Below are 22,975 nucleotides of genomic sequence, written 5' to 3'. Positions count from 1 at the left end.
GATCGTTTTAATTGTTAATCTCATCATGGATTCGCCAGCAATCGCGCCATCATCGGAGAATTTTGGTGTTGGCAATAAAAATACCCGTGCTTGGAGCCTGTCCTCTCTCTCGGATCAAAAATGGGAAACAGGTGCCTCTGAACCAGCCTCCGGCTCCTTAACCTACGCACACCACCGTTTTCGGGCCGGTCTTCATCTCCTCGACAACCGAGGCGAACAGATCAAGCATTGCATTGAAGTGCCCGCTGTCGAGGGCGCCGATACAGCCGATCCTGAACGATTCCGTTCGGGTGAGTTTTCCCCGGTAGATGTAAAAGGACTGACTTGCCAGCGTGTCGTACAGCCGATCGAAGTCGAACCAGTCTCCCTCCGGGTAGGCAAATGTCAGAATGACATCCGACCTGCAGCTTTCCTTGAGAACCAAGTTGAAGCCGAGAGTTCTCAGCCGCGTACTTACAATATTTGCATTGCGCGCATACCGGGTTCGCCGGGCAGGCACTCCACCGTCTGCGAGAAATTCATCCAGCGCCTGATCAAATGCGGCCAGACAGTGTGTCGGGGGCGTGAAGCGCCACTCTCCGCTCCGGTCGAAGCCGTCGGCCTGATGCTTGAGATCAAGGCTGAGCGACGGGGCGCTGTGGTCTTTCTGGTGGAGGGTCTTCCTGTTGCATATCGCAAAGGACAAGCCTGGAACCCCATGCAGGCATTTGTTCGACGAAGCGACGAGAGCGCTGCATCTCAGCATTTGCAAGTCGATTGGATAAGCGCCAAAACTGCTCATGGCATCGACGATCAAACCAGCATCGAAACGGGTCGCCAGATCGGACAGCTCATGGATTGGGTTGAGCAACCCTGTTGTCGTTTCGAGATGAACGACTGCCATGAAATCAAAAGGGCCCCTGTCTTCCAGGTACGTTGCCACAGCTTCCCGGTCGATAGAATGGAATTCGTCCTGTTCCATTATTTCGACATTCAGCTTGAGCCGGCGGGCGATCTCCGCGATCCGGTGCCCATAGGCGCCGTTCACCAGGACCAGGAGCCTGTCCGCCGGGGCCACCAGTGTCGCAATCGTTGCTTCCACGGCGTAGGTGCCCGGTCCCTGCAGGAGAACCGGCACGTGACTGTCACCGGCATTGGAAATGAAGGCCAGACGTTCGCTGACACGTTTTGTCAACGCGATAAATTCCGTGTCCCGCGATCCCCAGTCCCGCAATTGCGCATTGCGAACAGTCTCGGTGGTTGTCAGCGGTCCGGGTGTAAACAAATATGATTGCATATCTGGTCTTTTCAGTGATTTCGATCAGGCATCCGTACTCATCAGTTTCGGCTCAGTGAGAGCATCGAAACCGAAATGGCGTTGCAGGCGTTGCAGCACTTCGGCCGGTGTCTTGTCCGGCCTGGGCAGGTTGGCCAATGAGCCAGGACGGATCCTGGCATGGACAAACACCGGTCCTTCGCCTGGGTTCGCGGCGAGCGCTTCTGAAAGCCCGTTCAGGGAATCCACGCAACAGCTTGCGGAGTAGCCGCAGCCGGCTGCCATCTCGGCAAATGGCACACTTCCGGACAAGGTTCGTTGAGCTCCGGTGGAATCGTAACAACCGTTGTCAAGAAGCAGATGTACGAAAGAGCGCGGCGCATAAGCCGCGATCATCGGCAGTGCTCCGAGATGCATCAACGCCGCACCGTCGCCGTCCAGGATCATTATCGGATTGTCCGACGCCATGGACATGCCAAGACCGATGGAGGATGCCAGTCCCATGGATCCGACAACGTAGAGATTCTGCGGGCCGTCATTCGCGACGAACAGCTCCCTTCCCGTTTTGCCGGTGGTGGCGATTTTCAGAGTGCCGCCGGAAACGTCCTTTGTGAGCTTTTCCAGGACTTCGAAGCGAGTGGGAGCTTCCCCACCTTCGCGAAGATCCGTAAAATGTCCGCGCCGTGGAGACGGCAACTGTGAGCTCTGGTCCATAACCTTGGTAAAACGTCCGTCGGGAACGATTATCGCTGCACACCTGCGTCCGGTTTCTGCGGTTCTTATGGCTTTGCGCAGCTGTGCGAGAGCAGCCGCCTCGTCTTCCGGCAATTCGAACCAGGGAATATTCAAGGCGTCGAGGAGCGCGTGCGTCGAAAGTCCCATCCGGGCATGTTGCGGTTCGTCCTTGGTGTCGGGCTTTCCTCTCCAGCTTGTAACCAGAAGTGTCGGCACCTTGAAAGGTTCCACCAGCGACGTGAGTGGATTGACTGCGTTTCCCAGTCCTGAGTTCTGCATGAGAACGAGGGACTTTTGACCCGTCATTGCAGCGCCGGCGGCAACAGCCACGGCCATACCTTCATTCGGGGCGGTAACGTAGGTTACCTCTGGCATGTTCTGACAAAAATTCTGCAACGGCGCGAGGCTGGAACAGGGAACACCTGCGGCGAACCTGTAACCGGCAGCAATCAATGCGGACGCCCAGTTTACCGTTGTAATCACGACGCGCTCCTCAGGTCAGGTACTTGTTTGCATAGCTCTCGAACTCATGCTCGCCGGTCAGTTCGAATATCTCGGACAACGTTGCAATCGTGCCTTCAACGCCGTCGATAGACTGGCGCTCGAAGATCTGCTGAGAAATCAGGGACATCGCGGATACCGCCGCGCGCATGTTGTGATTTGCCCAGATGACGGCCGAAACATTGAGGTCGCGGAAAACCTGAACCGGCGTCTGATAATATTTGGTGGGGACGATCACCACGGGACACGCGTTGTTCCACCGGGTGCAGAATTCGGCAATTTCGTCAGCGTTGGACTTTTTTGAATGGATTAGAATGGCATCGGCACCAGCGGATCTGTAGGCATCCGCCCTGTCCAGGGCCTCCTGCATCGAGTATCCCGAAATCAGCGCTTCGATACGGGCAACAAAGCAGAAATTGTTATCCCGCTGCGCGTCCTTGCCCGCTTTGATTTTTGCCGTGAAGTCGTCAATTGAAAGCAGGGGCTGTTTTTCGCCGACAAACGAATTCTGCTTCGGAAACAGTTTGTCTTCGATGCAAACGCCGCCGATGCCCCGCTGGCTCAGCTTTTTCACGAGCCGGGCAGTGTTGTTGAAGTCGCCGTACCCGGTGTCTCCATCGACAAGGATCGGAATCTCCGTGGAGTCCGACATGAACTCTACCGTGTCGAGGACCTGGGTCCAGGAGGCTTCATTCCTGTCGCGAACACCGAAGGCGGTAGAAATCGACAATCCTGAAGCCCAAATGGCCTTGAAACCCGTCCGTTCCACGATCTTTGCGGTGAGCCCGTTATGAGCTTCCATAAGAAATTCGAGCGAGTTGCTCGTCAACGTGTCTTTCAGTTTTTTGCTTTTGGAAGAAACGTCTTCAATCATCTTTCTTTCCCCTCGGGAGACCTTGAAAATTCAGCGTGGATCGTAGGAAACTTCGAGCCGCGTTCCGCCGGGCTCGTAAATCATGAAATGTTCTTTCGGCCCCGTTCCGGAAAACTCTGGAGCAAACTCGACTTCCACGCCCGGCCAGGCGCGCACGGATTCGAAGGTCTCGCGCAATGCATTGGCCGTCGGCACCTTGAGGGCGAGATGGTGGAGACCAACATTGCTGTGCCGGTTGAATCCGTTGATCGCGTCGCCCTTGCACTGCCACAATGTGATTTTGGAAGTGCCGTCAGTCATATAGGCTGAAGGATAATCCGGGTTGCCACCGAACTGGGTCCACCCCAGCGCTTTTTCAAAGAAGGTCCTGCTGGCATCGAGGTCCCTGACGCTCAGGCCCAAATGATCGATACCAAGAGTGCTCGGTTCAGACATTTTGACGTCTCCTGTCTAGAAGAAGATGGATTTCCAGGTTGCGATGGAAAACACGGCGAGAAGCACCGCTGCGACAAGTTTGGTTGCGATCAGAACGGCTTTCATGCGACCGGTGCGCCGGAGTTGCGCACCAAGGCTTGCGAAGCCGAAATGGATTGCGAACACGACCGCGATCAGAGCGCCGAACAAGGCAACAAATTGGCCGAAGCGGCTCTGTGAGGGGTCAATGTACTGAGGAAAGACCGACATCAGGAAGATGATGGCCTTTGGATTGGAAAACGAGATCAGCAAGCCGTCCCGATAGCTGTTCCGCTTCCCGGCAATTCCGGCGTCCAGACTGACGGTTACCGAATCGCCCAGCGATTTCAGGGCGCTGCGGCTGAGATTCCAGGCGACATACAATAGGTAGGCCGAACCGAGCAGCCTCAACACCGTCAACGACTGCGGATATATCAGGAATAGACTCCCCAGACCGAACGCGGCCACGGCAGCCATTGCCAACAGCGCCGTTAGATTGCCGAATATCGTCTTGATGCCTTCAGAGAGTCCCCCCTGCAGGGCGTTTTGAACAACGATGATGACGTTCGGCCCTGGAACAAGCGTGACGGCACTGAGCAGAACGACAAACGACCAGATTTCAGCGGGAATGATCATGGCTGAAGACACTCATATTGTTTTGTTTTTTCCGGGTGGAACAGAGTTCCGGCGTCCGATTGGCCAAAGAGGGCGGATGCAAGCGTTTCACGAACGCAGGAGTTTCCGGAGAAGATCCTTGTTTCAACGCCGGCCCGCGCAAGAGCAAAGCAACTTTCGAGTTTCGTGCGCATACCGCCGGTGACATCCAATCCAGCGCGTGGAAAATCACGCACGAGCTGCATCGCGAACGCTTGCTGGTCCGGATAAAGAACGGCGACAGGGTTCAAATCGCCATCCAGCAACCCGTCCTCTCCAGACAGGAAGAGCGCTCTTTCGACGCCCAGGTCCCGCTCCAGTCCCAGTTGCATAACAAGACGGTCACCGTTCAACGCGGTAACACCTGTGGACTGGCTGAAGACAAAGCCCCCTGACATGACGGGCATCATGCCAAGCGAGATGATCAGTCCGAGCTGGGAAATATCCAGATCGAGCGTCCCTCGGCTGTTCACCGACAAAAGGGCGGCTTCCTGCAGCGGAAACGCAGCGACGCCAAGCTCGGCGAAGCGTTCGCACAGGTCCGACTTCATCTCGAACATGGCCCTGGACATCCGGTAGACGTTCCGAAGGTCGCAGCCAAGGGCCCCTTCCGTAACCTTGTAGCGGCTTGCTGCGTGGTGACCGATGCTGCCGCCTCCCGATACAAGAAGTACGGACACCCCGGCCGATCTGGTGTCATTCTCCAACACGTGGGCGAGATCGGTGCAGAACCTGGACAGTTTTTCGTGGTGAACGACTCCGGGCTTGTTCTTGTCCGAGAAAAATGCACCGCCCAGTTTGATGACAACGCTGCGCTTGGGAGACACGGCTTTCATGCTGCTGCCTCCTCGGTGAACAGGTAATGGGCGGCCAGAGCCCCGACCATCGGCGCACCCGCACGTTGGCCCACAACGTCGGAACGCGTATTCGCCCCGGCTATGTCAGCAAGAAGAAAGCAATCGGCTTCCGGCACAGGTTTCGAAAACCAGCCGGACAATTTTTTGATGACAGCACAGGGATACTGGTGGCCGCGCGGTGTCGCGACCGAATTGGCCGGAGTTGCGGCAACAAGATCGATCCCCGGTCTTGCAGACCGCATCACGTCAAAGTCTTCCGGACACAACGGAGAGACTGCCGCCCGTTCGCCCATACGGTATGCCGCATCGAAGAGCATTCGGTCAAGCCCGCGCTGCTGTGCTGTGTCATCGCCGACGAGAACACTTCGTTTGCCGAATGCTCTCCCGGCGTGGCCGGTCAGCGTCGCGAGCGCTATGAAATCGGCTGACTGGGCCGAAGCGGCCGCCCGGGCCGACAAGAGGGAGGCGACAACATCGGACAGAAGAAGGCGGCCCTCGGCATCGGTGTTGCCGACCTGTACCCGCAATCCACTTGCAGATGTCAGGCAATGGTCCGGCGTTATGGCGTTACCGCCGAGACCGTTCCAGGTGAAAGCCAGTTCCGCACGGATAAAGAGATCTTCCGGCATTGCCCCGGCTGCCGCCAGAAGGAAGCCGGCAAGCGCTCCGGCTCCTCCCTTGTCGCGCGACATACCGAACTGGCCTGCAGGCTTTAGGTCCACCCCGCCGGTATCCATGACAACACCCTTGCCGGCGCAAAAGAGAGCACGCCGGGCACTCGGGGAGCCAAGCTGTATCCGCAAGACGCTGGGACGGCGATCCGGATTGGCGGAAGTTGCGGCTGCCACAGCGGAAAGCAGGGGGTACTCTTCGGAAATGGCTTTCTCGGAGACCGCTTCAACCTTTACACCGGCCGTCGCCAGTGTGTGAGCTGCCAGTTCGGCCAACTCAAAGACCGGAAGGTCAGGCGTCGCTTCCGTGATCTGCCGCGCCAGCGACTTTCCCTGCGCCACTCGTTCAGCTTGCCGGCGAATGTTCTCCGGAAAGGCCGACAGATTGAGCTCGAGCGTGCCTGCTCCAGCCATGTCCTGACGGACGAGGGCCTCGACCAGGCAGGGCAGGACGTGTTCGGCAGCATCCGGAGGCACGAGCGTCAGACGCCCGCATCCTGCCTCGACGGCGAGTGCCACCAGTTGTCCATAGGTCCGCGCAACAAGTTCCGCATCGGGCTGGAACCCTTGAGTGCGGGGAAAGGCGACGCTTGCCACATAGGAGCTGCAGTCAAGGCCCAGGGGCAGACACAGAGAACCCGAACTTGCCCGCTTGTCGCTGACAAAGATCTTTCCCGGATCGGGCATCCCTTTCCAGATTTTAACATCGTCGGCGAAGCCACCGGTGCAGGAAGAAGCAATCCGTGAAGGCCGTCCCTCTGAGGTTGTCGCAACCAGGTTCATATCGGGGCCTTGCCTCGCAAAGCGGCGTGCGACCGGCACGCCTCAAGATACGCCGACGAAATGATCCTGTTGACGGCTGCATCGTCGTGGTGCCATTCGATGTGCCATTGAACGCCGTATGCGAAATTGCCGGCGTCGGCGATACGAATGGCTTCGACCGTTCCGTCCTCGGCCAGGAGTTCGACCGAGATGCCCGCTCCAGGTTTGTCGACGGCTTGCGTATGGAGTGAATTGACCACTACCGGCGCATTGCCGTTACCGGCTTTGGCCAACTGGTCCGCGATCCAGCTATCGGGTTGCGGTATCACGGGATGCGCCGGGCCATACCGCTCCCAATAAGGCACTGTCTTGTCGGAGCGATGATCAATCCTGCCTTGCCTGAGATGCAATTCATTGATCATGCTGCCCCCGCGCAGAACATTCATTTCCTGCATGCCACGGCAGATCCCGAGAACCGGCAGTCCACGCTCCAGGGCGCGTTTCAACAGCGGCAGCGTCGTCCAGTCTCGGCGCGTATCCTCTCCGCCCACAAAGTCTTCGGTCTCACTGAACCCGTCCTTGCTGGACGGATCGGGCCTCAAGCGGACATTGGAGGGGCTGCCCGTAAGCAGGAGGCCGTCCAGTGTGTCCAGAAGCGCGCCGAGAACCTCAGGACCGGCGTTTTTGTAAAGGGCCGGTATCAGAACCGGCGCTGCACCAAGAATATCCCGCACATAGTCGGCATACATCTCGTAGACCGTGTGATGGCGGACCGCTCCGATATTCGCGACGTCAATCGTGCGAAAACAGCAGGAGATTCCGATGACGGGGACGCGGCTGCTCATGGCTGCTCAAACTGCCTCCATGTCGGTTTGCCTGCGACGCCATAGGCCTTCTTCCTGTATTCCGCTTCACTGTGTGCATACGCTTCGTCGACACCTTCGAGAGTGGCGTCTATGGCGCTCAGCACCGCCTCCTTTCGTGGATAGATCTGCGATCCGGTAAGATAGGCTTCCGACGCGAACATCACGTCGTCGACAAAATCCACGGTGTCGCGCACATATTTTCGCGGGTTCTGCCGAAGGTCATATCCGTCCAGCAGAAACAACCGCTCGAAGCGCGCAAGCAGGCCCGGATCGATCGAGACTTTACGGGCGTAGGACAGCAGCCACTTTCGATTGAAATTCGTGCAGCCAGCCAGATGAACGAATGCCTGGAACTCGGCAATGAGCCGTTCGCGCGCCAGATCGCAGGCCCGCTCGAGTTCGTCCTGTTCATAGGCGCCGATCAAGTCGATAAGGACCGAAAAATCCGAGGCTTTCCAGCGGTAGAGAAGATACAGAAACCGGTCTTTGCCAATAGCCTTGCGAATATCGGCCAGTCTGTCTTCGTTGTGGAGTGTGATCCCGGTGAACAGCCGGTTCAGGAAGGCTTTTTCCCGGTGGTCGATGTCCTTGGTCAAGAGCAGGGGCGAGTTGACTGCGTAGTCGAATACCTCGTGCAGACGGTCGACAAGCGCATCGAGACCTTCATATGTGCGATATTCAATATCGACCTTGATTTGCGTGCCCGGGATCAGGGTGTGAATGAGAAAAATCTCTTGGCCGGTATCGCCCTCCTTGACGATGCTTCGCGACGGCGTAAGCACACGATAGTGACGGGCGACGTCGATCTCTTCCGACAGGCGGTACCGATCCGTGATCACGTGAACATCGACGTCCGAAAACCGGTTTCCGAGACCCTCGACGATCGAACCGCCGGCAAAGGCAACATCGGTTTCCCGGAGATATGCGTCAGCCGAAATGTTGCACAGGTCGTAGACACTGCTCTCTGTCGCGTTGACCGGCAGCGCAATCTTATGCTGCAGCATCTGCTTTCTCCTGTAGAGCCATGGATATCAGGTCCAGTATTTCGGCACGTATCTCGTCGCAGGGACGCGCGGCATCGATACGGTGCCAGTTGAATTTTTCGCTCCAGTCGATGAGCTGGTCCCGCACCGCGCCCTGATGGCGCAGGAACGAAGTTTCCGACAGGTCCTGATCCAGACCGCACTCGTAGGGAACCAGCGGAATATCGCCATCCTCTGACCGGCGGCGATAGGACTCGGCCGGCTCGATATCCAGAAAGAAAGTGATATTGGGAACCGGCATCGCCTGAACGGCGGCTTCGACCAATGCGGTCTGTCCCGAATAGCGGATTTCGGAGGCGGCATGTTTCGGCCAGTAGCCGTCAAGCACCACGACATCGCAGCCCTGGAGGACTTCCGGTTTCAAGGTGCCGTGAAGGGTCCAGAACAAAAACAGCGTCCGCGTCACCTCCTGCATCTGTGACGTGCACCGGCGCAGCAGCGGCAGATCGTTGCCCATAAAGGAATATTCGGGATAAATATCCTCTCGGATAACATCCCACTTGTCGATGCGCTTCACCGAAACCCGATTTTCGAGTTCTGAACGAATTGCCTTCGACAGCGTGCTTTTTCCCGCGCCGTCATTACCGACGAAAGCAATCGCAAATGGCGCATCGGGATTATTCAAAGGACAAAAAAACATCGGTTCCCCTAGAGCGTCTTTTTCAGGTGTTCGGCGATTGCCTTGAGAACCGCCTGGTCACCGCTTGCGGCATCGTCACCCAGTGCCGGAAACTTCGGCCAGCCCGTGTCCGGAAACGCTCGTCCGCCAAAGTCCTTGGGTTGGGAGTAGCGGGGAATGCAGTGATAATGGAGATGGTCGTCCACCATCATCAGCATCAGGTAATTGAATTTTTCAAACCCGAAGGCACTGCGTAGTCCGGCTTCCATCTTCGTGAGCGCATCGCGCAAATCCAGCGCCTCCCGCTCCGTCAAATCCGACATGCGTGCGGCAAAACGGTTCAGCGAAAGAACGGATGCGCCTAAGGTCGACTGCTGTGGACGGACGGACCAGGTCCAGCTCTCGTTCGCGTAAACGAGCAGCTCGGAGGTCTGGAAAGCGTCCCGGAATTCCTCCAGCGTCGTCGTCATGGTCGCAACTCCTTGTCTTTTGCGGAAACACCCGTGAAGCAGAGGTCTCCGTATTCCGGGAGATCCTCCTGAAGGTTTTGCAGCAATGCGGAGATTGCCTTGTCGGCGTCTGCGATCACGGGATCGGCGCAGTAGGGTCGAACCGCAGCGAGGTGGAAATACAGCGGTCCTTCGCTTGGCGTGCCGAGCAGCCCGATGCGGGGATTCACAAGACCATCAGCGCCAACCACCAGATTGGTCTGGCGATCGACTTCGACGCCACCCGTTGCAAACCGCCCGCCGTCAGTCGACGAAACGACCCATTCGCGGATCAGTCCGTTCTCGGCAAGCGAGCGGTAAAGCGGGTCTTGTGTGCGCGAAAGGTCGAACTTGTGAACAGAGGCATTGAACAGGACCTGCCCGCGGACGCGTTCCGCCCCTCCATTTCTGGACAGTTGAAATCCGCCGGACGTTTCCTCGAGATCAGGTGCAAGTCCAAAGGACAGATCCAGAATGCCAGCATCGACCAGCGCCATGATCTTGGTCATCATTTTCAGCGAAGTGCCGACGGCGACCCGGTTGGTGATCCGGTGCACCGTGTTCATGAAAAACTTCTGGGAATCCGGCAGCAGCGCGCCAAATTCGACACAATATCTGACCGTATCGCGCATATCGCGCCAAACGCCGTCGATCGCGGCTTTCCGGGGATTGGATATGTTCCCCTGCGTCGCCTCCGCCAGGTCCTTGAGAAAGGCAGAATAGGCAGACTGCCGCAGGGCTTCCCGGGGTGCGTCCCGGAAAGTCTTCAGCGGTTCAATCAACGCGGTCCACTTGAACAAATGCCGGATGGGGCACGGCTCATGGAGGAACGGCGAAGGCTCGGCCAGAATTGTCCGCGCCTCGGCCAGCACGGCCAAAGGTTCGCCTTCTTGCACGCGTCGACCCGCATAGACCCTGACAAACGCGCACAGTGCCGGAACATCCGTTTCGGCCAGGCCTTCGCTTCCGTCCAGTGCGCGGGACAGGCGCCCGGCGAGCTCCGTGAAATATCTTTCCACGGGTTCGGACAATCCGTGCAGCGCCGCATTGATGCTATCGAAGCTCTGCGCGCCACCGTCGGCAAACCAGTCGACGAGAGTATCAACTTCGCTTCGGAACTTTTCGAATTCCGGCTTTCCGAATAGGGTCTGATAGTAGATCCGCTGCATTTCCAGCACCATGACCGGAAGAACGAAGCGCCCGAAGTCCAGCTGACGTATTTCGTTTCCGCGCGGGTCGTGAGCTGCGATCCCGACGGACTGGCGCAAACGGTCGATCAAGCCTGGCGTGAAATAATGACCCGTCTCGAAAAGATCGGGATCGTTGAGCTTTTCGTTATAGGCCCGTGCGAACAGAAACACTCCGGTCGAGCTGTAAGCAAAGATTTGTTTCGGCTCGAAACCGCTGCGCACATATCTGAGAGGCCGGACGGTATCGCCGGTCGGAACGAAATATCCGCCGCGCCCCTCCGTCAACCTCAGGATGACGTCGATCGCGGCCAATCCCATTCCCTTGCATATCGCCGTTTCACCCGGCTTGATGACATCTGCGTCAATACGCTCGATCGGGTAGACGCTGTGAACGTAGTTCGCCTCACCATTTGCCGAATCTTTGCGGGATGCCTGGCTTTGTTCAGAAATGGGATGACCCGTACACAGCATGATTGCCGCATGCCGGGCTGGGAGGCCACCTTTTTCCAGGCTCAGAAGGTACTCTTCGCCCTTCTTTTGAACCCCGGTGACCTTGTCCCGGACAAGCTCGACCTTCACACCATGCGCCTTTAGAGCGGCAACGTACTGTTTGAAGACGTCACAGGACGCTTCGCCGAACAGTCCCCTGTCCACCCACTCTCTTTCAGAAACGTTGTAACGCTCATTCCTGGTCTCTGCGTATTGTTTCATGCACCAGGAAAAAAGCGTTTCCCGCCGATGTTCCGGCAACAATGCCGAAACCTGATCCCGGTTGCTTTCGTCCGCACCGAAGGAAATCTGCGACGCTATCCTGTTCAGGTGGTTGGTGACCGGCTGGTCCGGGTAGTGACACCCAGCTCCGAAATTTCCCTGCGCGTCATAGACATGGATTGACAGAAGCTTCGCGAGTGCCGGGCTCTTTTCGGTGCGCGCAAGCAAACGCTCGATACAATAAAGTGCATTTGGGCCGCCACCGACGATGGCCAAGGAAAACTTTGACATTGTTGATGAACTCACAACGGGATCGATGAGAGGAGGTCAGGAAATCCAGCAGCGAAGCATGTGCCTTCGCGGCGCCCAGCCTCCCGGAACGGGACCGTCGACAAAACTGGTCCGTCCATGAAAAACCGACGTGTCTTCGGCGATCAGGATGTCGCCCGCGCGAAGTGTTACGCGGTACTGCAGGCTGGAAGTCTCCAGCGCGGAGTCCAGAACGTCGAAGGCATACTCCTGATCAGCCGTCAGGGGTTCACCCGCCCTTTCGTGAGCAGATGCAATATAGGAACGGAGATACCGGAATCTGGGCTTTCCATCCTTTTCGGAGAGAACGGGGAGTTCGAAGAGTTGAACGTCCGAAGACATTCCCCGTCCCTCGAAATAGAATTTGGAACGCAGGATATTCAGCACGTCCGGCAGATGCGCGAGTTCGTTCACGACATCTTGTGCCCGAAGCAGGATCGTTTCGCCGCCGATCAAGGCCGGTGCCGCGCACCCCAGCACCAGGTAATCCATCGGCTCGATACGGTTGACGGAATCGGTGTGAATGTCCCCGCCTTGCCGTGTCTGGTGATATCGGGCTCCTTGCTCAATCCTGCCGACATTCCGGTTAAACACTTCAATGACGGTATCGCCGGCATCATTTTGGATCATCAACGTCCCAAGAAGTTCCGAAAGTTGAATGCAGAATTCGCGAAAACTTTGTAGATTTGAGCAAAAATTCGCGATGTTGACGACCAGAAAATCCTCGTCGAAAATCCATCTGACAATGTCTTCCCGCAAGTTGCTGTTAGATTCAGCGGCGCTTCCTTTCAGGAAGTTCGATATACGCGTTTTAAGTGTGTCGTTGACAGTCTGAACGCCAATAAATGGTCTTACTTTTTCGGCTTCACCCGTCAAAATCATACCTAGACCCTCGTAAAAATTGCTAGTCTGTTTATTTGCTATCTAATCTTCGACTAAATTAAAAGTGGAAAAAATCGATTTAGGCGGGAAATTTTCACAGCAGCAATCCATTGTTGCTGGGGGTTGGTTGGTTCATACTCTCCATACATGACCGTGGCCGCTTGATCGGCAGCCGGATGATCGTGCGTTAGCATCTGGGCGTTACGCGGAGCCAAGGGCAATCGTTTGATTTGTTGACCTCCTCCTGGAAGTGGCTGAATTTGCGTTTCTTTGGAGGATTTTGGTATTGGATTTCGAGGACATTTTTGCGTGGACCGAACGCTTAAAGCGCGCACGGCACTGACTGCGGCCTATCTGGCGGGTCTACGTGTTTCCGAAGTAGTCAGCCTTAAGGTGGCCGACATCGACCGCCAGCGCGGTGTCATTCGGGTCCGCCACAGTAAGGGCGGCATGGACCGCTAAGTGATGCTGTCCGCGCACTCCTGCATATCCTGCGAATCTACTGGTGGCTGGCGCGGCCTCCCGATTGGCTGTTTCCCCGCCGCGACGGGTCCGGCCCGATCAGCATTACGGTTCTTCATGCCGCCTGCAGGTCGGCGCGGGCCGCCGCCGGCATAGGCAAGCGCGTGACGGTGCACACGCTTAGGCACTCCTTCGCAACACATCTGCTTGAGAACGGCATCGTCATCCGCATCATCCAGGTTCTGCTCGGCCACAACAACCTGTCAAGCACGGCGCTACACCGAAGTTTCCAGCGGTCTCATTCGGCGCACGCAAAGCCCGCTCGACCGGCTCAAGATCGAAGTGGTGCCGCCGAACTGACGCAGTCCCATGTCGGCGAGACTGGAGGTGGCGGATATCTTCCACCACCATGGCGAAGCCTATCGGCAAGCCCATCACGGTCATCTGGGCCGCGTCGAGCGGCGCGTGATGAGCGCGATCGAGCTGTGCCGCACCGCCGTGCTTGGTGGCCATATCGAGGGGTGCCGGGCCTGCGGAGCGGTGCGTGTGGCCTACAATTCCTGCCGCAACCGGCACTGCCCGAAGTGCCAGGCCGCGGTGGCGCGGGACTGGCTGGCCGCGCGTGCGAGCGAACTTCTGCCGGTGCCCTATTTCCACGTGGTGTTCACGCTGCCCGCCGAGATCGCAGCGGTTGCCTTCCAAAACAAGGCGGTCGTCTACACCATCCTTTTCAAGAAAGCCGCCGATCCCAGGCATCTCGGTGCCGAGATCGGCCTCGTCGCGGTTCTGAGAGTGCCTTGCGCACATCTTCCCCAATCAGACGAGCGTAGGCGCTCGATATCGCATAGTCTTGAACATCGGGCTCAGGCGGGGCCAAGAGCGCTAGCGCCTCCGTAACAAGATCGGGTTGATTTCGACCGTCGATCAACGCCAGGCAAAAGTCGGTCGGCGTGAACTGCTCGAGGATCGTTGCGCGATGCTCACGTACGAAGCTCAGCAACGGTCGGAAGCTGGCATCGCCAAACTGGGACGTAACCGCGATCATCAGCTTCTCGCAAACGCCAGCAGCGGAGCGAAATCGTGATTGTCGGCAGCGCGCAGCGCGGCGATATATTCGGCGCGAAGAGTTCCGATGTCACGCAGAGTTCCGCGGCCCCAACTGAAAGGCTCGCCTCCGAGCCGGGCGATGAGAAGATCCGCCATGAGTCGAGCGTGACGGCCATTTCCATTGGGAAAGGGGTGGATGGCAACGACCCCGTGATGAAGCCGAACTGCGATTTCATCGGGCGAGAAGGAGCCGTGCCCAATCCAGTACTGGACGTCGCGCAGCAAGCCGCCGAGTTGCAGATGGATTTGTTGCGGGTCGATGCCGATATTCTTTCCGGTTTTCCGGACCGAGCCAGCCCACGACCAGACATCTCCAAACATCCTCTTGTGCAGCTCGAAAACGAAACCTTCGGTCAATAGATCCGCACTGCGGCGGCGATCGATCCAGGCGACCGCATCATCTATATTCGCCTGCTCAGCTTCATTGAGGTCGGCACGGGTCGTGATCCACGTCTGCAGCAGTCCCTCTCGCTCTTCTGCATCAAGGGGCGTTGCATCGTCGGGCTGTGCAAAGACGTCGCTCATGTGGTCTCCCAGAGATCGCGATCGCGCAACGCCGTCTCGATATAGGTCTGGATGCGCTTCTCCAGGTCGCGATCGACCTGCTGATCCTCGAGCGCCATGGAATGCGAGACGCGGCCGAGTGCTTGCAAGGCAATTTCGCGCGCCCTGTGATCGACCATCTCGGTGAGGCTTGTCTTGGGCACGAGCGCATAGACAAGCACGCAGTCCATCGCCTCAGCAGCGCGACGTAGCGTGTTGAGCTGGATCGTGCCACCCGCCTCAGAGCGCTCGAGGCTGACAATGCCCTGGGCGGTCATGCCAAGCCTTTTTCCGAGCTGGGCGCCCGTCATGCCGATCGCGTCGCGAATGGCGCGGACCCATCCTTTTGATGGCCTGGCGAACCTGTCGATTGGTTTGATCGACGCCAGTTTGCTGTCGAGCCGATCCCGGGCTCTGTTCCGAATCGCGGATTTCATAAACTTGTGACTTTATTAAAGATGAGTATTTATCAAGTTATGACTTGATATATTAATTCAATTGATAAAGCCAGGAATTTATTAAGCGACCATATTTGAAAGCCATAGCTTTATAATTAGCAGTTACACTTGGGTCGAAGGAATGCGTGTCGGTGCCTTAAAACCGCCAACGCATAAAGCGTCATTCTTCTGAGGAGTGTGATCGTCATATCGCTCAAGCAATGCGAAACCATCATCTTACATGCCAGGGATAAATGGTTCCATGTTACCGGGATCTGGCACTCTGCGTCACGGGGAGGCCTGAGGCCTTTGCGACCTTGGCAATTGAGGTGAACCAGGATGTTGAACGCTATTTTGAGCGTCAGTTGGTCCGGGTCGGGACGTAAGCAGCGCGTGGCTTGGCTGGATGTGATGTGGAGAGGAAGAAGATCTGCTTCGACCCTTGCCCGCGCGTTTCCAGGCCCGTTTCGCGGTTGCGCAAGCCGAATGCACAGGTGGTGTTCGCGTTCTGAAATCCTGCGTTCCGCCTATACGGCTTTACGACTATGCGGGGGAAGGCCTTCCCCCTGGTCGGCACTGCGTTGCCGGCCACCCCCTTTTGCGGGGAGGCCCCGCAACGCCCCCTGAGAGTGAGAGTGCGGACGGGGTTTGCCGTGACGGGTTGGAAGCTGGAGAAGTGGTCTCCGGCGCCCGTCGCGGAGAACCGCGATGTCCAGATATGATCGCACCCGACGCGCCGGCTCGGCGAGGGCGAACCTCTACGACGAAATCACCAACAAGATCATCGCCGAGCTGGAAGAGGGCCGCGTGCCCTGGGTGCGGCCCTGGGGAACGTCCGCTGCGAAAGCCCCGCTCGGCTTGCCGAAGAATGCCAGCACGGGTCGAAGCTATAGCGGCATCAACATCCTGCTTCTCTGGGGCGCCGTAGTGCAGCATGGCTTCCCCGGTCAGGGCTGGCTCACGTTCCGGCAGACCCTTTCCCTTGGCGGAAACGTACGCAAGGGCGAACGCGGTACGACCGTCGTCTATGCCGACCGCTTCGTTCCCGAGGACGAGAAGACGCGTGCCCGCGAAACCGGAGAGGAGGCGCAGGCCATCCCGTTCCTCAAGCGGTTCACCGTATTCAACACGGCGCAGTGCGAGGGGCTGCCCGAGGATATCGCCGTTACCATCCCGCCGCCTCCACCCGGCCTGATCGAACTGAAGGTCGAGGCGCTCATCAAGGCGACCGGCATAGATTTCCGCATCGGCGGTGACAAGGCGTTCTACGATTCGGCCCACGACTTTGTGGTCGTGCCGCCGCCACAGGCCTACTTCGAGCCGATTAACTGGCACAGAACCGCCCTGCACGAAATCGGTCATTATGCCGTAAACCGGATTATGCCGCATGACCGAGCCCGTCGGCTTTTGTGCCTGGGTTCGGCCATGCGGCGGTTCGGCATAATCAGAGCGCCTCGAGGAAGGCGAGCAGTTCATCGTTGGGACGATACCGTCCAGGGTGTGTTTCCGGGCTGATGACCTGAGCTAGCGCCTTTTCCTTCAGTCGCATATCGGCGTGGATATAGATCTGGGTTGTTTCCACGGATTCATGCCCGAGCCACAATGCGATCACCGATTGGTCGACGCCATGATGAAGCAATTCCATCGCCGTGCTGTGGCGCAGCGTGTGCGGCGTGACGCGCTTGCCTACAATGCTGGGGCAATCTCGCGATGCCGTCAGGCAATGCTTGCGCACCAGGTGCTCCAATGCATCCCGGCTGAGCTTCTCACCCCGGATCGACGGGAACAGCGGTCCGTCGCTCTCGCGGCGTTCGCCGATCCAGGTCTGGATCAGTTTGGCGGTATCACGACGAAGAGGCGTGCTGCGTTCTTTTCGTCCTTTGCCGATGCAACGGATGTGGGCGCCGGTGCCAAGCACAACATCCTTGCAGCGCAGGTTGACCAACTCGGAAGCGCGTAAACCTGTTTGAAGTGCAAGTACCAGCAAGACATGATCGCGCCGCCCCGCCCACGTCGTTCGATCCGGCGCGGCCAGCAGAGCCGCGATCTCGTCAGTATCGAGGAACGTGACGCTACGTTTCACATACCGCTTGTTCGGCATGAAGAAGCCAGCTCGGATCGGTCAATGCGACATAGCGGAAGAATGAACGGATGGCGGCGAGCCTTGTATTGCGGGTGCGAGCCGTGTTCCCACGCACCGTTTCGACATAGGTCAGGAAGTCGGCGACGAGATCGGCATCGAGATCCTCGATCGTCAGTTTCGTTGGTGGCTTTCCATAGCGCGCGCTCGCGTACTGGATCAGCAGCCGGAACGTATCGCGATAACCGGCGATGGTATGACGACTTGCCTCCATCTGGGTACAGAGCCGATCGGTGAAGAAGCGCTGGATCAGCGCAGGGAAGTTGCTCGTCTTCATCGAGTTTCCACCTCCACTGCTGAACCGGTTATTCGGGCAGAGGCCAGTTCCAGCAGTTCCGGGACCGCTGCCAGATACCAGTATGTGTGGGCGGGGTTCGCATGACCAAGCCATGTCGTGAGCTTGATCATTTCGCGGCCGACGTCCTTGCCCGATCGGTACCAACTCAGCATGGTGCGCACCGCGAAGGTGTGGCGAAGATCGTGGATGCGCGGGCCACGGCCGTGCCTGAGATAAAGCTGCGGTTCTCGCAATCCGATCTGCTGGCAGACATGCGCGAAGTTGTAGCGCGCACTGCAGTCGCCAAGACGGCGCCCTTCACAGGTCACGAAGAATGCTTCCGGCTGGCGGCCAAGCAGCCGGTCGCGCTCGCTGGTGTAGCTTTGCAGCCGTTGCACCACACTTGGGTCCAACGGGAGCAACCGCTCCTTACCGAGCTTGCCCTGCCGGACATGAAGCACGCCGGCTTCGGTATCGAGATCGGCGGGGTTGAGCCCGAGAGCCTCACTGATCCGGAGCCCGGTTACAGCGATCAGGCCGAACAGCGTTGAGGAGGTCAGGCCGCGCGTGCCATAGACCGAAGGCAGCAATCGCGCATGCTCGATGATCGCAACGATCTCGGCGTCGCTGTAGATATAGGGGTGAGAACGCTGAACACGGCCCGGCACCAATCCCCGTGGCGGAGCCTCGTGCCTTGGGTCCATGCCGTGCAACCATTCGGCAAACTGGCGGGCGACCCTGAAGCGTGTCGCCCTGGTTCCGGCGCTGGCGGAAGGCAGGCTTTCGAGCCAGCTCATGACAAGGTTTGTGCTGATGTGTTGCGCTCCATCTCGGTCGGCAAATGCTACGAAGCGGCGTAGTATCCGTTCTTCGGTACTCAGATCGGCGCCGAGTTGCCTTCTGATGGTGAGGTAGCGGTCCATCTCATCGAGGAAGCTCATCGTGCTACCTCCGCGACCGGCCAGGGCTGGGCAATGGAACGCAGACCATCCGTGTCGAGCTTCGCGTAGATCATCGTCGTCGCCCGCGACCGATGTCGCAGCAGATCGCCGATCTCCTCCAGCGAGGCACCAGCGCGAACCATGTTCGTTGCCAGGCTGTGGCGCAGAACATGCGATCCGACGTAGGGTGTTAGCGGCTTAACGCCTGTCGCAGCGAACGCCTCCTTCAAAATCGTGTTGATGACCTGGCTGTCCTTGAACGGGCGATTGGGTGCCCGATGCGTCACGAACAGCGCGCGCGTGGTTGCGGAGGAGCGGTCCTCGCGCAGGTATTCGCTGATCGCTTCTCCGACGTCTGGCGGTATAGAAAGCCGATCATGATGCTGGCCTTTTCCGCGAACCATCAGTTCGCCGGCGCGCCAGTCTATGTCTTCCAACTGGATCGCGATGATCTCCGGCGCACGCAGGCCGAGACGGGCCATCAGCAACAGCATGGCGTAGTCCCGGGCACCGCGCCGCGGATTGCTGCGCACCGAGGCAACGACGGCCTCTACCTCCTCAGGCGACAGATAACGGGGCAGTCTTGCGCCCCAGGGTTTGTGCGCCCGAGGGACGCAGAGCGACAGGTTGGTCATCGTGAGGCCCTGAGCGAACAGATACTGGAAGAAGCTGCGCAGATGCGTGGCCGGCGTCTTGTCGCGGAACGGACGCTTGCGCGTCACAAGATATTCCATGAACGCCACGATATCCTTGGCGTTCAGCGCCGGCAGGTCGAGCATATCGTCGCCGAAGCGATGATCGAGGAAGCGATCCGCGAACCGGAGCACATGATAGATCGTGCGTGGGCTGAGATCTCGCTGCCGGACCAGATAGGTTTCGAAGTTGCCCAACAGTTCGGCGCGTTCAGCCTGCGCGGGCGTCAGAGGCGGTCGCGTCGCGACGCCTATGTCAATCAGGTGCGTGACGAACAGCTTTGCGAGATTGGGGATCTTCACCTGGCTCTTCGGCGTGGCCGGCAATCTCTGCCCCAACTTGACGGCAAGGTCCGGCGTCAACGCCAACGGAGTGATGCCCTCGGCGTCGAGCAAGCGACCGAACCGCCGAAGCAGGCAACGATAGTTGTTCAATGTGGCTGGCTTGTAGTTCTTTGACGCGAGACTTTTCTCGAACGATTCAAGATAGCAATCGAGGCAGGTAGTATCGTTGGATATTTCCATTTCTTGTGCTCCATGTTGTTGGAGCAACAATCTTCACGGCATATCCGGAATGTTTGACCAGCCTTGCGGTAGATTTCGGCCAGACCACCGGTGGTGGCGGCAATTAATGAGGCTGCCGACTTTGAGCCCATACTGATCGAAGCATTCGAGATTAGTACCACAATTTGCCAGATCAGGTTGCACCGCATTTGGTCCGTTGATGATGATCACCACAGTATCTAGCAATACAAGGTACTGTGTATTATATGCTATCCGATGACTGAAAACGCAATGCCCTCTGACACTGACCAAACCCAGCTAAAAAAAGGGGTTTTACAGCTGTGCGTGCTGGCAATGCTGTCCCGCAAGGAGAGCTACGCATACGAGATTTCGAGCACACTTGCGGAAGCGGTGGGGATGGGTGAGAGCACAATCTACCCGCTGATGCGACGGATGCAGAAGGATGGGCTGGTGATGTCGCATCTTGTCGAAACCAGCAGCGGTCCATCCCGAAAATATTATCGGCTTACAGACGCTGGAGAGCGGGAATTTGAAAAACAGAAAACTGGTTGGTGGGCTTTCATGACGGCCGTCAACGAGATTCTCGGAGATAACCCATGAACCAGGAAGAGTTTCTCGAATGCGTTCGCAGCGAATTGGGAGATATGCCGGACCGCGATGTTGACGAAATCATCGAGGACTACCGATCCTATTTCGATGAAGCCCTTGCTGCAGGCAGAGCTATTGAAGATGTTGTCGCGGCTCACGGCAACCCTCGGCGGTTGGCGCAGGAACTTCGTGCTGAGATGGGTTTGCGCAGGTGGGAGGAACATCACACCCCTCAAAACCTCTGGAAGGCAGCGCTCGCTTTACTCGGTCTGGCCGCGGCCGACATCGTGGTCCTGCTTCCAGCCTTGCTTGTATTCGGATTGGTTACCTTGATCCTATTCTTTGTGTTTTCGCTCTTTGGAGTGATCGGCATCGGCACTTTGCTCGACCTTGTATCATCCAGCCACCATCCGGCTGAGGGCTCAGTGATCTATCTTCTGCTGCGCAGCATTGGGTTTATGGCTGCCAGCATCGGCGGCGGCTTTTTATTGGTTTTCGCACTCCGCAGAGCATTTGCCCAACTGGCCCGCTATGCACGGCTCCACTATCGATTGTTGCGGCCCGGAGTACTTGGCGCCGGTTATCCAAAGCGGAAGGACCAGGTTCAAATGGCTGGCACAGTGAAGAAAAGAATTAAATGAAAAATCGGCTTCTGTTGCTCGGTCTGGCCCTGACATTGATCGCCGGTTCAGTACTGATTTATCTCATTCAGACTGGAGAACGCGGGTTGGGAGGCCGTGCGCGGCCCGCCCGAGCAATCGAGGTGACACGGCTTGATGCCGATGAGAGCAGAAGCCTGGGCTGGGAGCCCAATGGACTGGACGCCGTATTTGACTACGCTGCCACATTGAGTACCGACTCCCTTATGATCGTCACAAACGGTCAAGTTGTGGGCTCGTTCGGCGATCTTTCGATCCCATACAATGTCCACTCGGTACGAAAGTCATTTCTCAGTGCACTCGTCGGTCAGCACGCCGGCGACGGTGTCAATCAGGTGCCTCTGAATGCGACCCTACAGCAGTTGGGTATCGACGATACTCCGGCACCCTTGTCCGACATACAAAGGTCGGCAACAGTCAATCAACTCCTCAAAAGCACTTCAGGAATAAATCACCCGGCTGCTGCGGAAGCTGGATTGACCGCAGAGAAAAACAGCCGTCTGGGCGACGGCGAAAACAAGCCAGGAACAATCTGGGCCTACAACAACTGGGACTACAACGCCCTAACAACAATTTTTGAAAAACACACCGGCTTGTCTGTGGCGGACGCGTTTTCGAAAGGAATTGCAGGACCGGCCGGTATGAGAGACTTCGAAACGGCTGATGTCTCCTATGTCAGCGACCCGACGCGGTCGCTACACAGAGCGGCGGCCTTCCGAATGTCAGCACACGATCTCGCGATTTTTGGGCAAATTTACCTCAACGGGGGCCGGTTGAAGAACGGGCAGATCCTGCCTGCATCGTGGATCGAACGCATTGCTGCCGGATACACAGAAACCGGTAGAAACGATCTTAGATGGGGGCATTCTGATCTTTGGTGGCTTCCCAACCCGAAAGATGGCTTACCTTAAGGAACCTTTTGGGCATGGGGGCTCGGCTATCAAGCGCTGTTTGTGATCCCTGCGTGGGACACGGTGGTTGTGGTACAGTCGGACACCACGGAGTTCATCAAACGCTTTCTTCCAAGGATCACCGGAGGTGAGAAAACCGCAGAATCGGTTCTCGAAGAGATGATCCTTTCGTGCATCGATCGAAACGCTCGAGAAAGCGAATATTGCGTGGAACATCGTTTCACGACCCGTAGCGAGTTTGAGAAGCTCATCGCCAACGTTCGGGGCGCCCGTCTCTGACAGGGTGATCACAAGCGCTTCCGAAACACACCAATAAACCGAGAAAATTGGCTCAACGGCGACACGGAGCCAAGGTCTCAAAAGTCCGGATACCTGCCGACCATGCCCTGATTTCAAGAACGACGGAGTATCACTAAAATCACGTTGTTCCTCGAAGCGCTCTGATTATGCCGAACCGCCGCATGGCCGAACCCAGGCACAAAAGCCGACGGGCTCGGCCATGCGGCATAATCCGGTTTACGGCATAATGAACATTATGCCGATATCGGCATAAGGGCCACGCCAGCGGGCATCACAGCCGGCTCAATCGCGATCTTTCCGGCTCGTTCGGTACCAAGAAATACGCCTTCGAGGAGATAATCGCTGAACAGATCTCGGCTTTCTGCTGCGCCTCGTTTGGCATCGTCCCGACCGTTCGTCACGCGGATTACATTGGACCTGTCCCGGATTTGTACCGCTCCTTTGACTTGGTATTTTGCCACAAAGGAGAATGTTCATGGCATCACGTCACGGCGCGGAGTTTCGCGCAGAAGCAGTCCGGATA

General features: G+C 57.5%; 21 protein-coding genes and 4 pseudogenes. 7 read left to right on the top strand and 18 right to left on the bottom strand.

What is annotated here, in order from left to right; translation table 11 throughout:
• Positions 1–157: 157 nt before the first annotated feature.
• The 13 genes from ACXAH0_RS23950 to ACXAH0_RS23890 all read right to left on the bottom strand — a co-directional run bounded on the left by ACXAH0_RS23950 (position 158) and on the right by ACXAH0_RS23890 (position 12,870).
• Complete coding sequence (locus ACXAH0_RS23950) at positions 158–1,276, bottom strand: 2-aminoethylphosphonate--pyruvate transaminase (RefSeq protein ID WP_475176328.1); 1,119 nt, start codon at positions 1,274–1,276, stop codon at positions 158–160.
• Positions 1,277–1,300: 24 nt separating this feature from the next.
• Positions 1,301–2,473, bottom strand: coding sequence for a phosphonopyruvate decarboxylase (gene aepY / locus ACXAH0_RS23945; protein ID WP_475195606.1), 1,173 nt, complete (start codon positions 2,471–2,473; stop codon positions 1,301–1,303).
• 10 nt (positions 2,474–2,483) lie between these two features.
• Positions 2,484–3,365 (bottom strand): phosphoenolpyruvate mutase, encoded by an 882-nt coding sequence (gene aepX / locus ACXAH0_RS23940; RefSeq protein ID WP_475195603.1) that lies wholly within the window; start codon positions 3,363–3,365, stop codon positions 2,484–2,486.
• Positions 3,366–3,395: 30 nt separating this feature from the next.
• The gene (locus tag ACXAH0_RS23935) at positions 3,396–3,800 is read right to left on the bottom strand and encodes a VOC family protein (RefSeq protein WP_475176336.1); all 405 of its coding nucleotides are present in this window, start codon (positions 3,798–3,800) and stop codon (positions 3,396–3,398) included.
• Between the two features lie 15 nt (positions 3,801–3,815).
• The gene (locus ACXAH0_RS23930) at positions 3,816–4,454 is read right to left on the bottom strand and encodes a LysE family translocator (RefSeq protein WP_475176337.1); all 639 of its coding nucleotides are present in this window, start codon (positions 4,452–4,454) and stop codon (positions 3,816–3,818) included.
• The gene (locus tag ACXAH0_RS23925) at positions 4,451–5,308 is read right to left on the bottom strand and encodes an amino acid kinase family protein (RefSeq protein ID WP_475176339.1); all 858 of its coding nucleotides are present in this window, start codon (positions 5,306–5,308) and stop codon (positions 4,451–4,453) included. Before ACXAH0_RS23925 ends, ACXAH0_RS23930 begins: the two co-directional genes overlap by 4 nt.
• On the bottom strand, positions 5,305–6,687 hold the full coding sequence (locus tag ACXAH0_RS23920; protein ID WP_475195602.1) for a M17 family metallopeptidase: 1,383 nt from the start codon (positions 6,685–6,687) through the stop codon (positions 5,305–5,307). The genes ACXAH0_RS23925 and ACXAH0_RS23920 overlap by 4 nt, the downstream gene beginning before the upstream one ends.
• 92 nt (positions 6,688–6,779) lie before the next feature.
• Entirely contained in the window at positions 6,780–7,607 is an 828-nt protein-coding gene (locus ACXAH0_RS23915) for a gamma-glutamyl-gamma-aminobutyrate hydrolase family protein (RefSeq protein ID WP_475176347.1), read from the bottom strand.
• Positions 7,604–8,632 (bottom strand): hypothetical protein, encoded by a 1,029-nt coding sequence (locus ACXAH0_RS23910; protein ID WP_475195601.1) that lies wholly within the window; start codon positions 8,630–8,632, stop codon positions 7,604–7,606. The genes ACXAH0_RS23915 and ACXAH0_RS23910 overlap by 4 nt, the downstream gene beginning before the upstream one ends.
• On the bottom strand, positions 8,619–9,311 hold the full coding sequence (locus tag ACXAH0_RS23905) for a dTMP kinase (RefSeq protein WP_475176356.1): 693 nt from the start codon (positions 9,309–9,311) through the stop codon (positions 8,619–8,621). The genes ACXAH0_RS23910 and ACXAH0_RS23905 overlap by 14 nt, the downstream gene beginning before the upstream one ends.
• 8 nt (positions 9,312–9,319) lie before the next feature.
• The gene (locus tag ACXAH0_RS23900; protein WP_475176361.1) at positions 9,320–9,760 is read right to left on the bottom strand and encodes an HIT family protein; all 441 of its coding nucleotides are present in this window, start codon (positions 9,758–9,760) and stop codon (positions 9,320–9,322) included.
• Positions 9,757–11,970, bottom strand: a complete 2,214-nt coding sequence (locus tag ACXAH0_RS23895; protein ID WP_475195599.1) for an FAD/NAD(P)-binding protein — start codon at positions 11,968–11,970, stop codon at positions 9,757–9,759. Before ACXAH0_RS23895 ends, ACXAH0_RS23900 begins: the two co-directional genes overlap by 4 nt.
• A gap of 36 nt (positions 11,971–12,006) precedes the next feature.
• Positions 12,007–12,870: a TauD/TfdA family dioxygenase gene (locus tag ACXAH0_RS23890; protein WP_475195598.1), complete on the bottom strand. Its 864-nt coding sequence runs from the start codon at positions 12,868–12,870 to the stop codon at positions 12,007–12,009.
• Positions 12,871–13,188: 318 nt separating this feature from the next.
• On the opposite strand from ACXAH0_RS23890, the pseudogene ACXAH0_RS23885 reads away from it, so the two are divergent.
• Both ACXAH0_RS23885 and ACXAH0_RS23880 read left to right on the top strand, forming a co-directional pair.
• Positions 13,189–13,692, top strand: a pseudogene (locus ACXAH0_RS23885) (tyrosine-type recombinase/integrase); the annotation flags it as partial.
• Between the two features lie 9 nt (positions 13,693–13,701).
• Positions 13,702–14,121: pseudogene (locus tag ACXAH0_RS23880) on the top strand (IS91 family transposase); the annotation flags it as partial.
• 255 nt (positions 14,122–14,376) lie between these two features.
• Here the strand turns inward: ACXAH0_RS23880 and ACXAH0_RS23875 are convergent.
• Positions 14,377–14,964, bottom strand: a complete 588-nt coding sequence (locus ACXAH0_RS23875; RefSeq protein ID WP_475195597.1) for a mobile mystery protein B — start codon at positions 14,962–14,964, stop codon at positions 14,377–14,379.
• Entirely contained in the window at positions 14,961–15,419 is a 459-nt protein-coding gene (locus ACXAH0_RS23870) for a mobile mystery protein A (RefSeq protein ID WP_475195595.1), read from the bottom strand. Before ACXAH0_RS23870 ends, ACXAH0_RS23875 begins: the two co-directional genes overlap by 4 nt.
• A 708-nt stretch (positions 15,420–16,127) precedes the next feature.
• On the opposite strand from ACXAH0_RS23870, the gene ACXAH0_RS23865 reads away from it, so the two are divergent.
• Positions 16,128–16,934, top strand: a complete 807-nt coding sequence (locus tag ACXAH0_RS23865; RefSeq protein WP_475176375.1) for an ArdC family protein — start codon at positions 16,128–16,130, stop codon at positions 16,932–16,934.
• On the opposite strand, the pseudogene ACXAH0_RS23860 reads toward ACXAH0_RS23865, so the two are convergent.
• The 3 genes and pseudogenes from ACXAH0_RS23860 to ACXAH0_RS23850 all read right to left on the bottom strand — a co-directional run bounded on the left by ACXAH0_RS23860 (position 16,864) and on the right by ACXAH0_RS23850 (position 19,994).
• A pseudogene (locus ACXAH0_RS23860) lies at positions 16,864–17,836 on the bottom strand (tyrosine-type recombinase/integrase). The gene ACXAH0_RS23865 and the pseudogene ACXAH0_RS23860 sit on opposite strands and share 71 nt — an antisense overlap.
• On the bottom strand, positions 17,833–18,777 hold the full coding sequence (locus ACXAH0_RS23855; protein ID WP_475195594.1) for a tyrosine-type recombinase/integrase: 945 nt from the start codon (positions 18,775–18,777) through the stop codon (positions 17,833–17,835). Before ACXAH0_RS23855 ends, ACXAH0_RS23860 begins: the two are co-directional and overlap by 4 nt.
• Positions 18,774–19,994 (bottom strand): site-specific integrase, encoded by a 1,221-nt coding sequence (locus ACXAH0_RS23850; RefSeq protein ID WP_475195593.1) that lies wholly within the window; start codon positions 19,992–19,994, stop codon positions 18,774–18,776. The genes ACXAH0_RS23855 and ACXAH0_RS23850 overlap by 4 nt, the downstream gene beginning before the upstream one ends.
• Positions 19,995–20,249: 255 nt before the next feature.
• Between ACXAH0_RS23850 and ACXAH0_RS23845 the strand changes: the two genes are divergently transcribed.
• The 4 genes and pseudogenes from ACXAH0_RS23845 to ACXAH0_RS23830 form a co-directional block, all read left to right on the top strand.
• The gene (locus ACXAH0_RS23845; RefSeq protein ID WP_475195590.1) at positions 20,250–20,594 is read left to right on the top strand and encodes a PadR family transcriptional regulator; all 345 of its coding nucleotides are present in this window, start codon (positions 20,250–20,252) and stop codon (positions 20,592–20,594) included.
• The gene (locus tag ACXAH0_RS23840) at positions 20,591–21,223 is read left to right on the top strand and encodes a DUF1700 domain-containing protein (RefSeq protein ID WP_475195589.1); all 633 of its coding nucleotides are present in this window, start codon (positions 20,591–20,593) and stop codon (positions 21,221–21,223) included. The genes ACXAH0_RS23845 and ACXAH0_RS23840 overlap by 4 nt, the downstream gene beginning before the upstream one ends.
• Entirely contained in the window at positions 21,220–22,152 is a 933-nt protein-coding gene (locus tag ACXAH0_RS23835) for a serine hydrolase domain-containing protein (protein ID WP_475195588.1), read from the top strand. The genes ACXAH0_RS23840 and ACXAH0_RS23835 overlap by 4 nt, the downstream gene beginning before the upstream one ends.
• A gap of 554 nt (positions 22,153–22,706) precedes the next feature.
• Positions 22,707–22,868 (top strand): annotated as a pseudogene (locus tag ACXAH0_RS23830) (zincin-like metallopeptidase domain-containing protein); the annotation flags it as partial.
• Between the last annotated feature and the right edge of the window lie 107 nt (positions 22,869–22,975).

This window comes from Roseibium sp. AWQ4_290, assembly GCF_056160985.1.
This window is presented reverse-complemented; position numbering and strand designations above follow the sequence as displayed.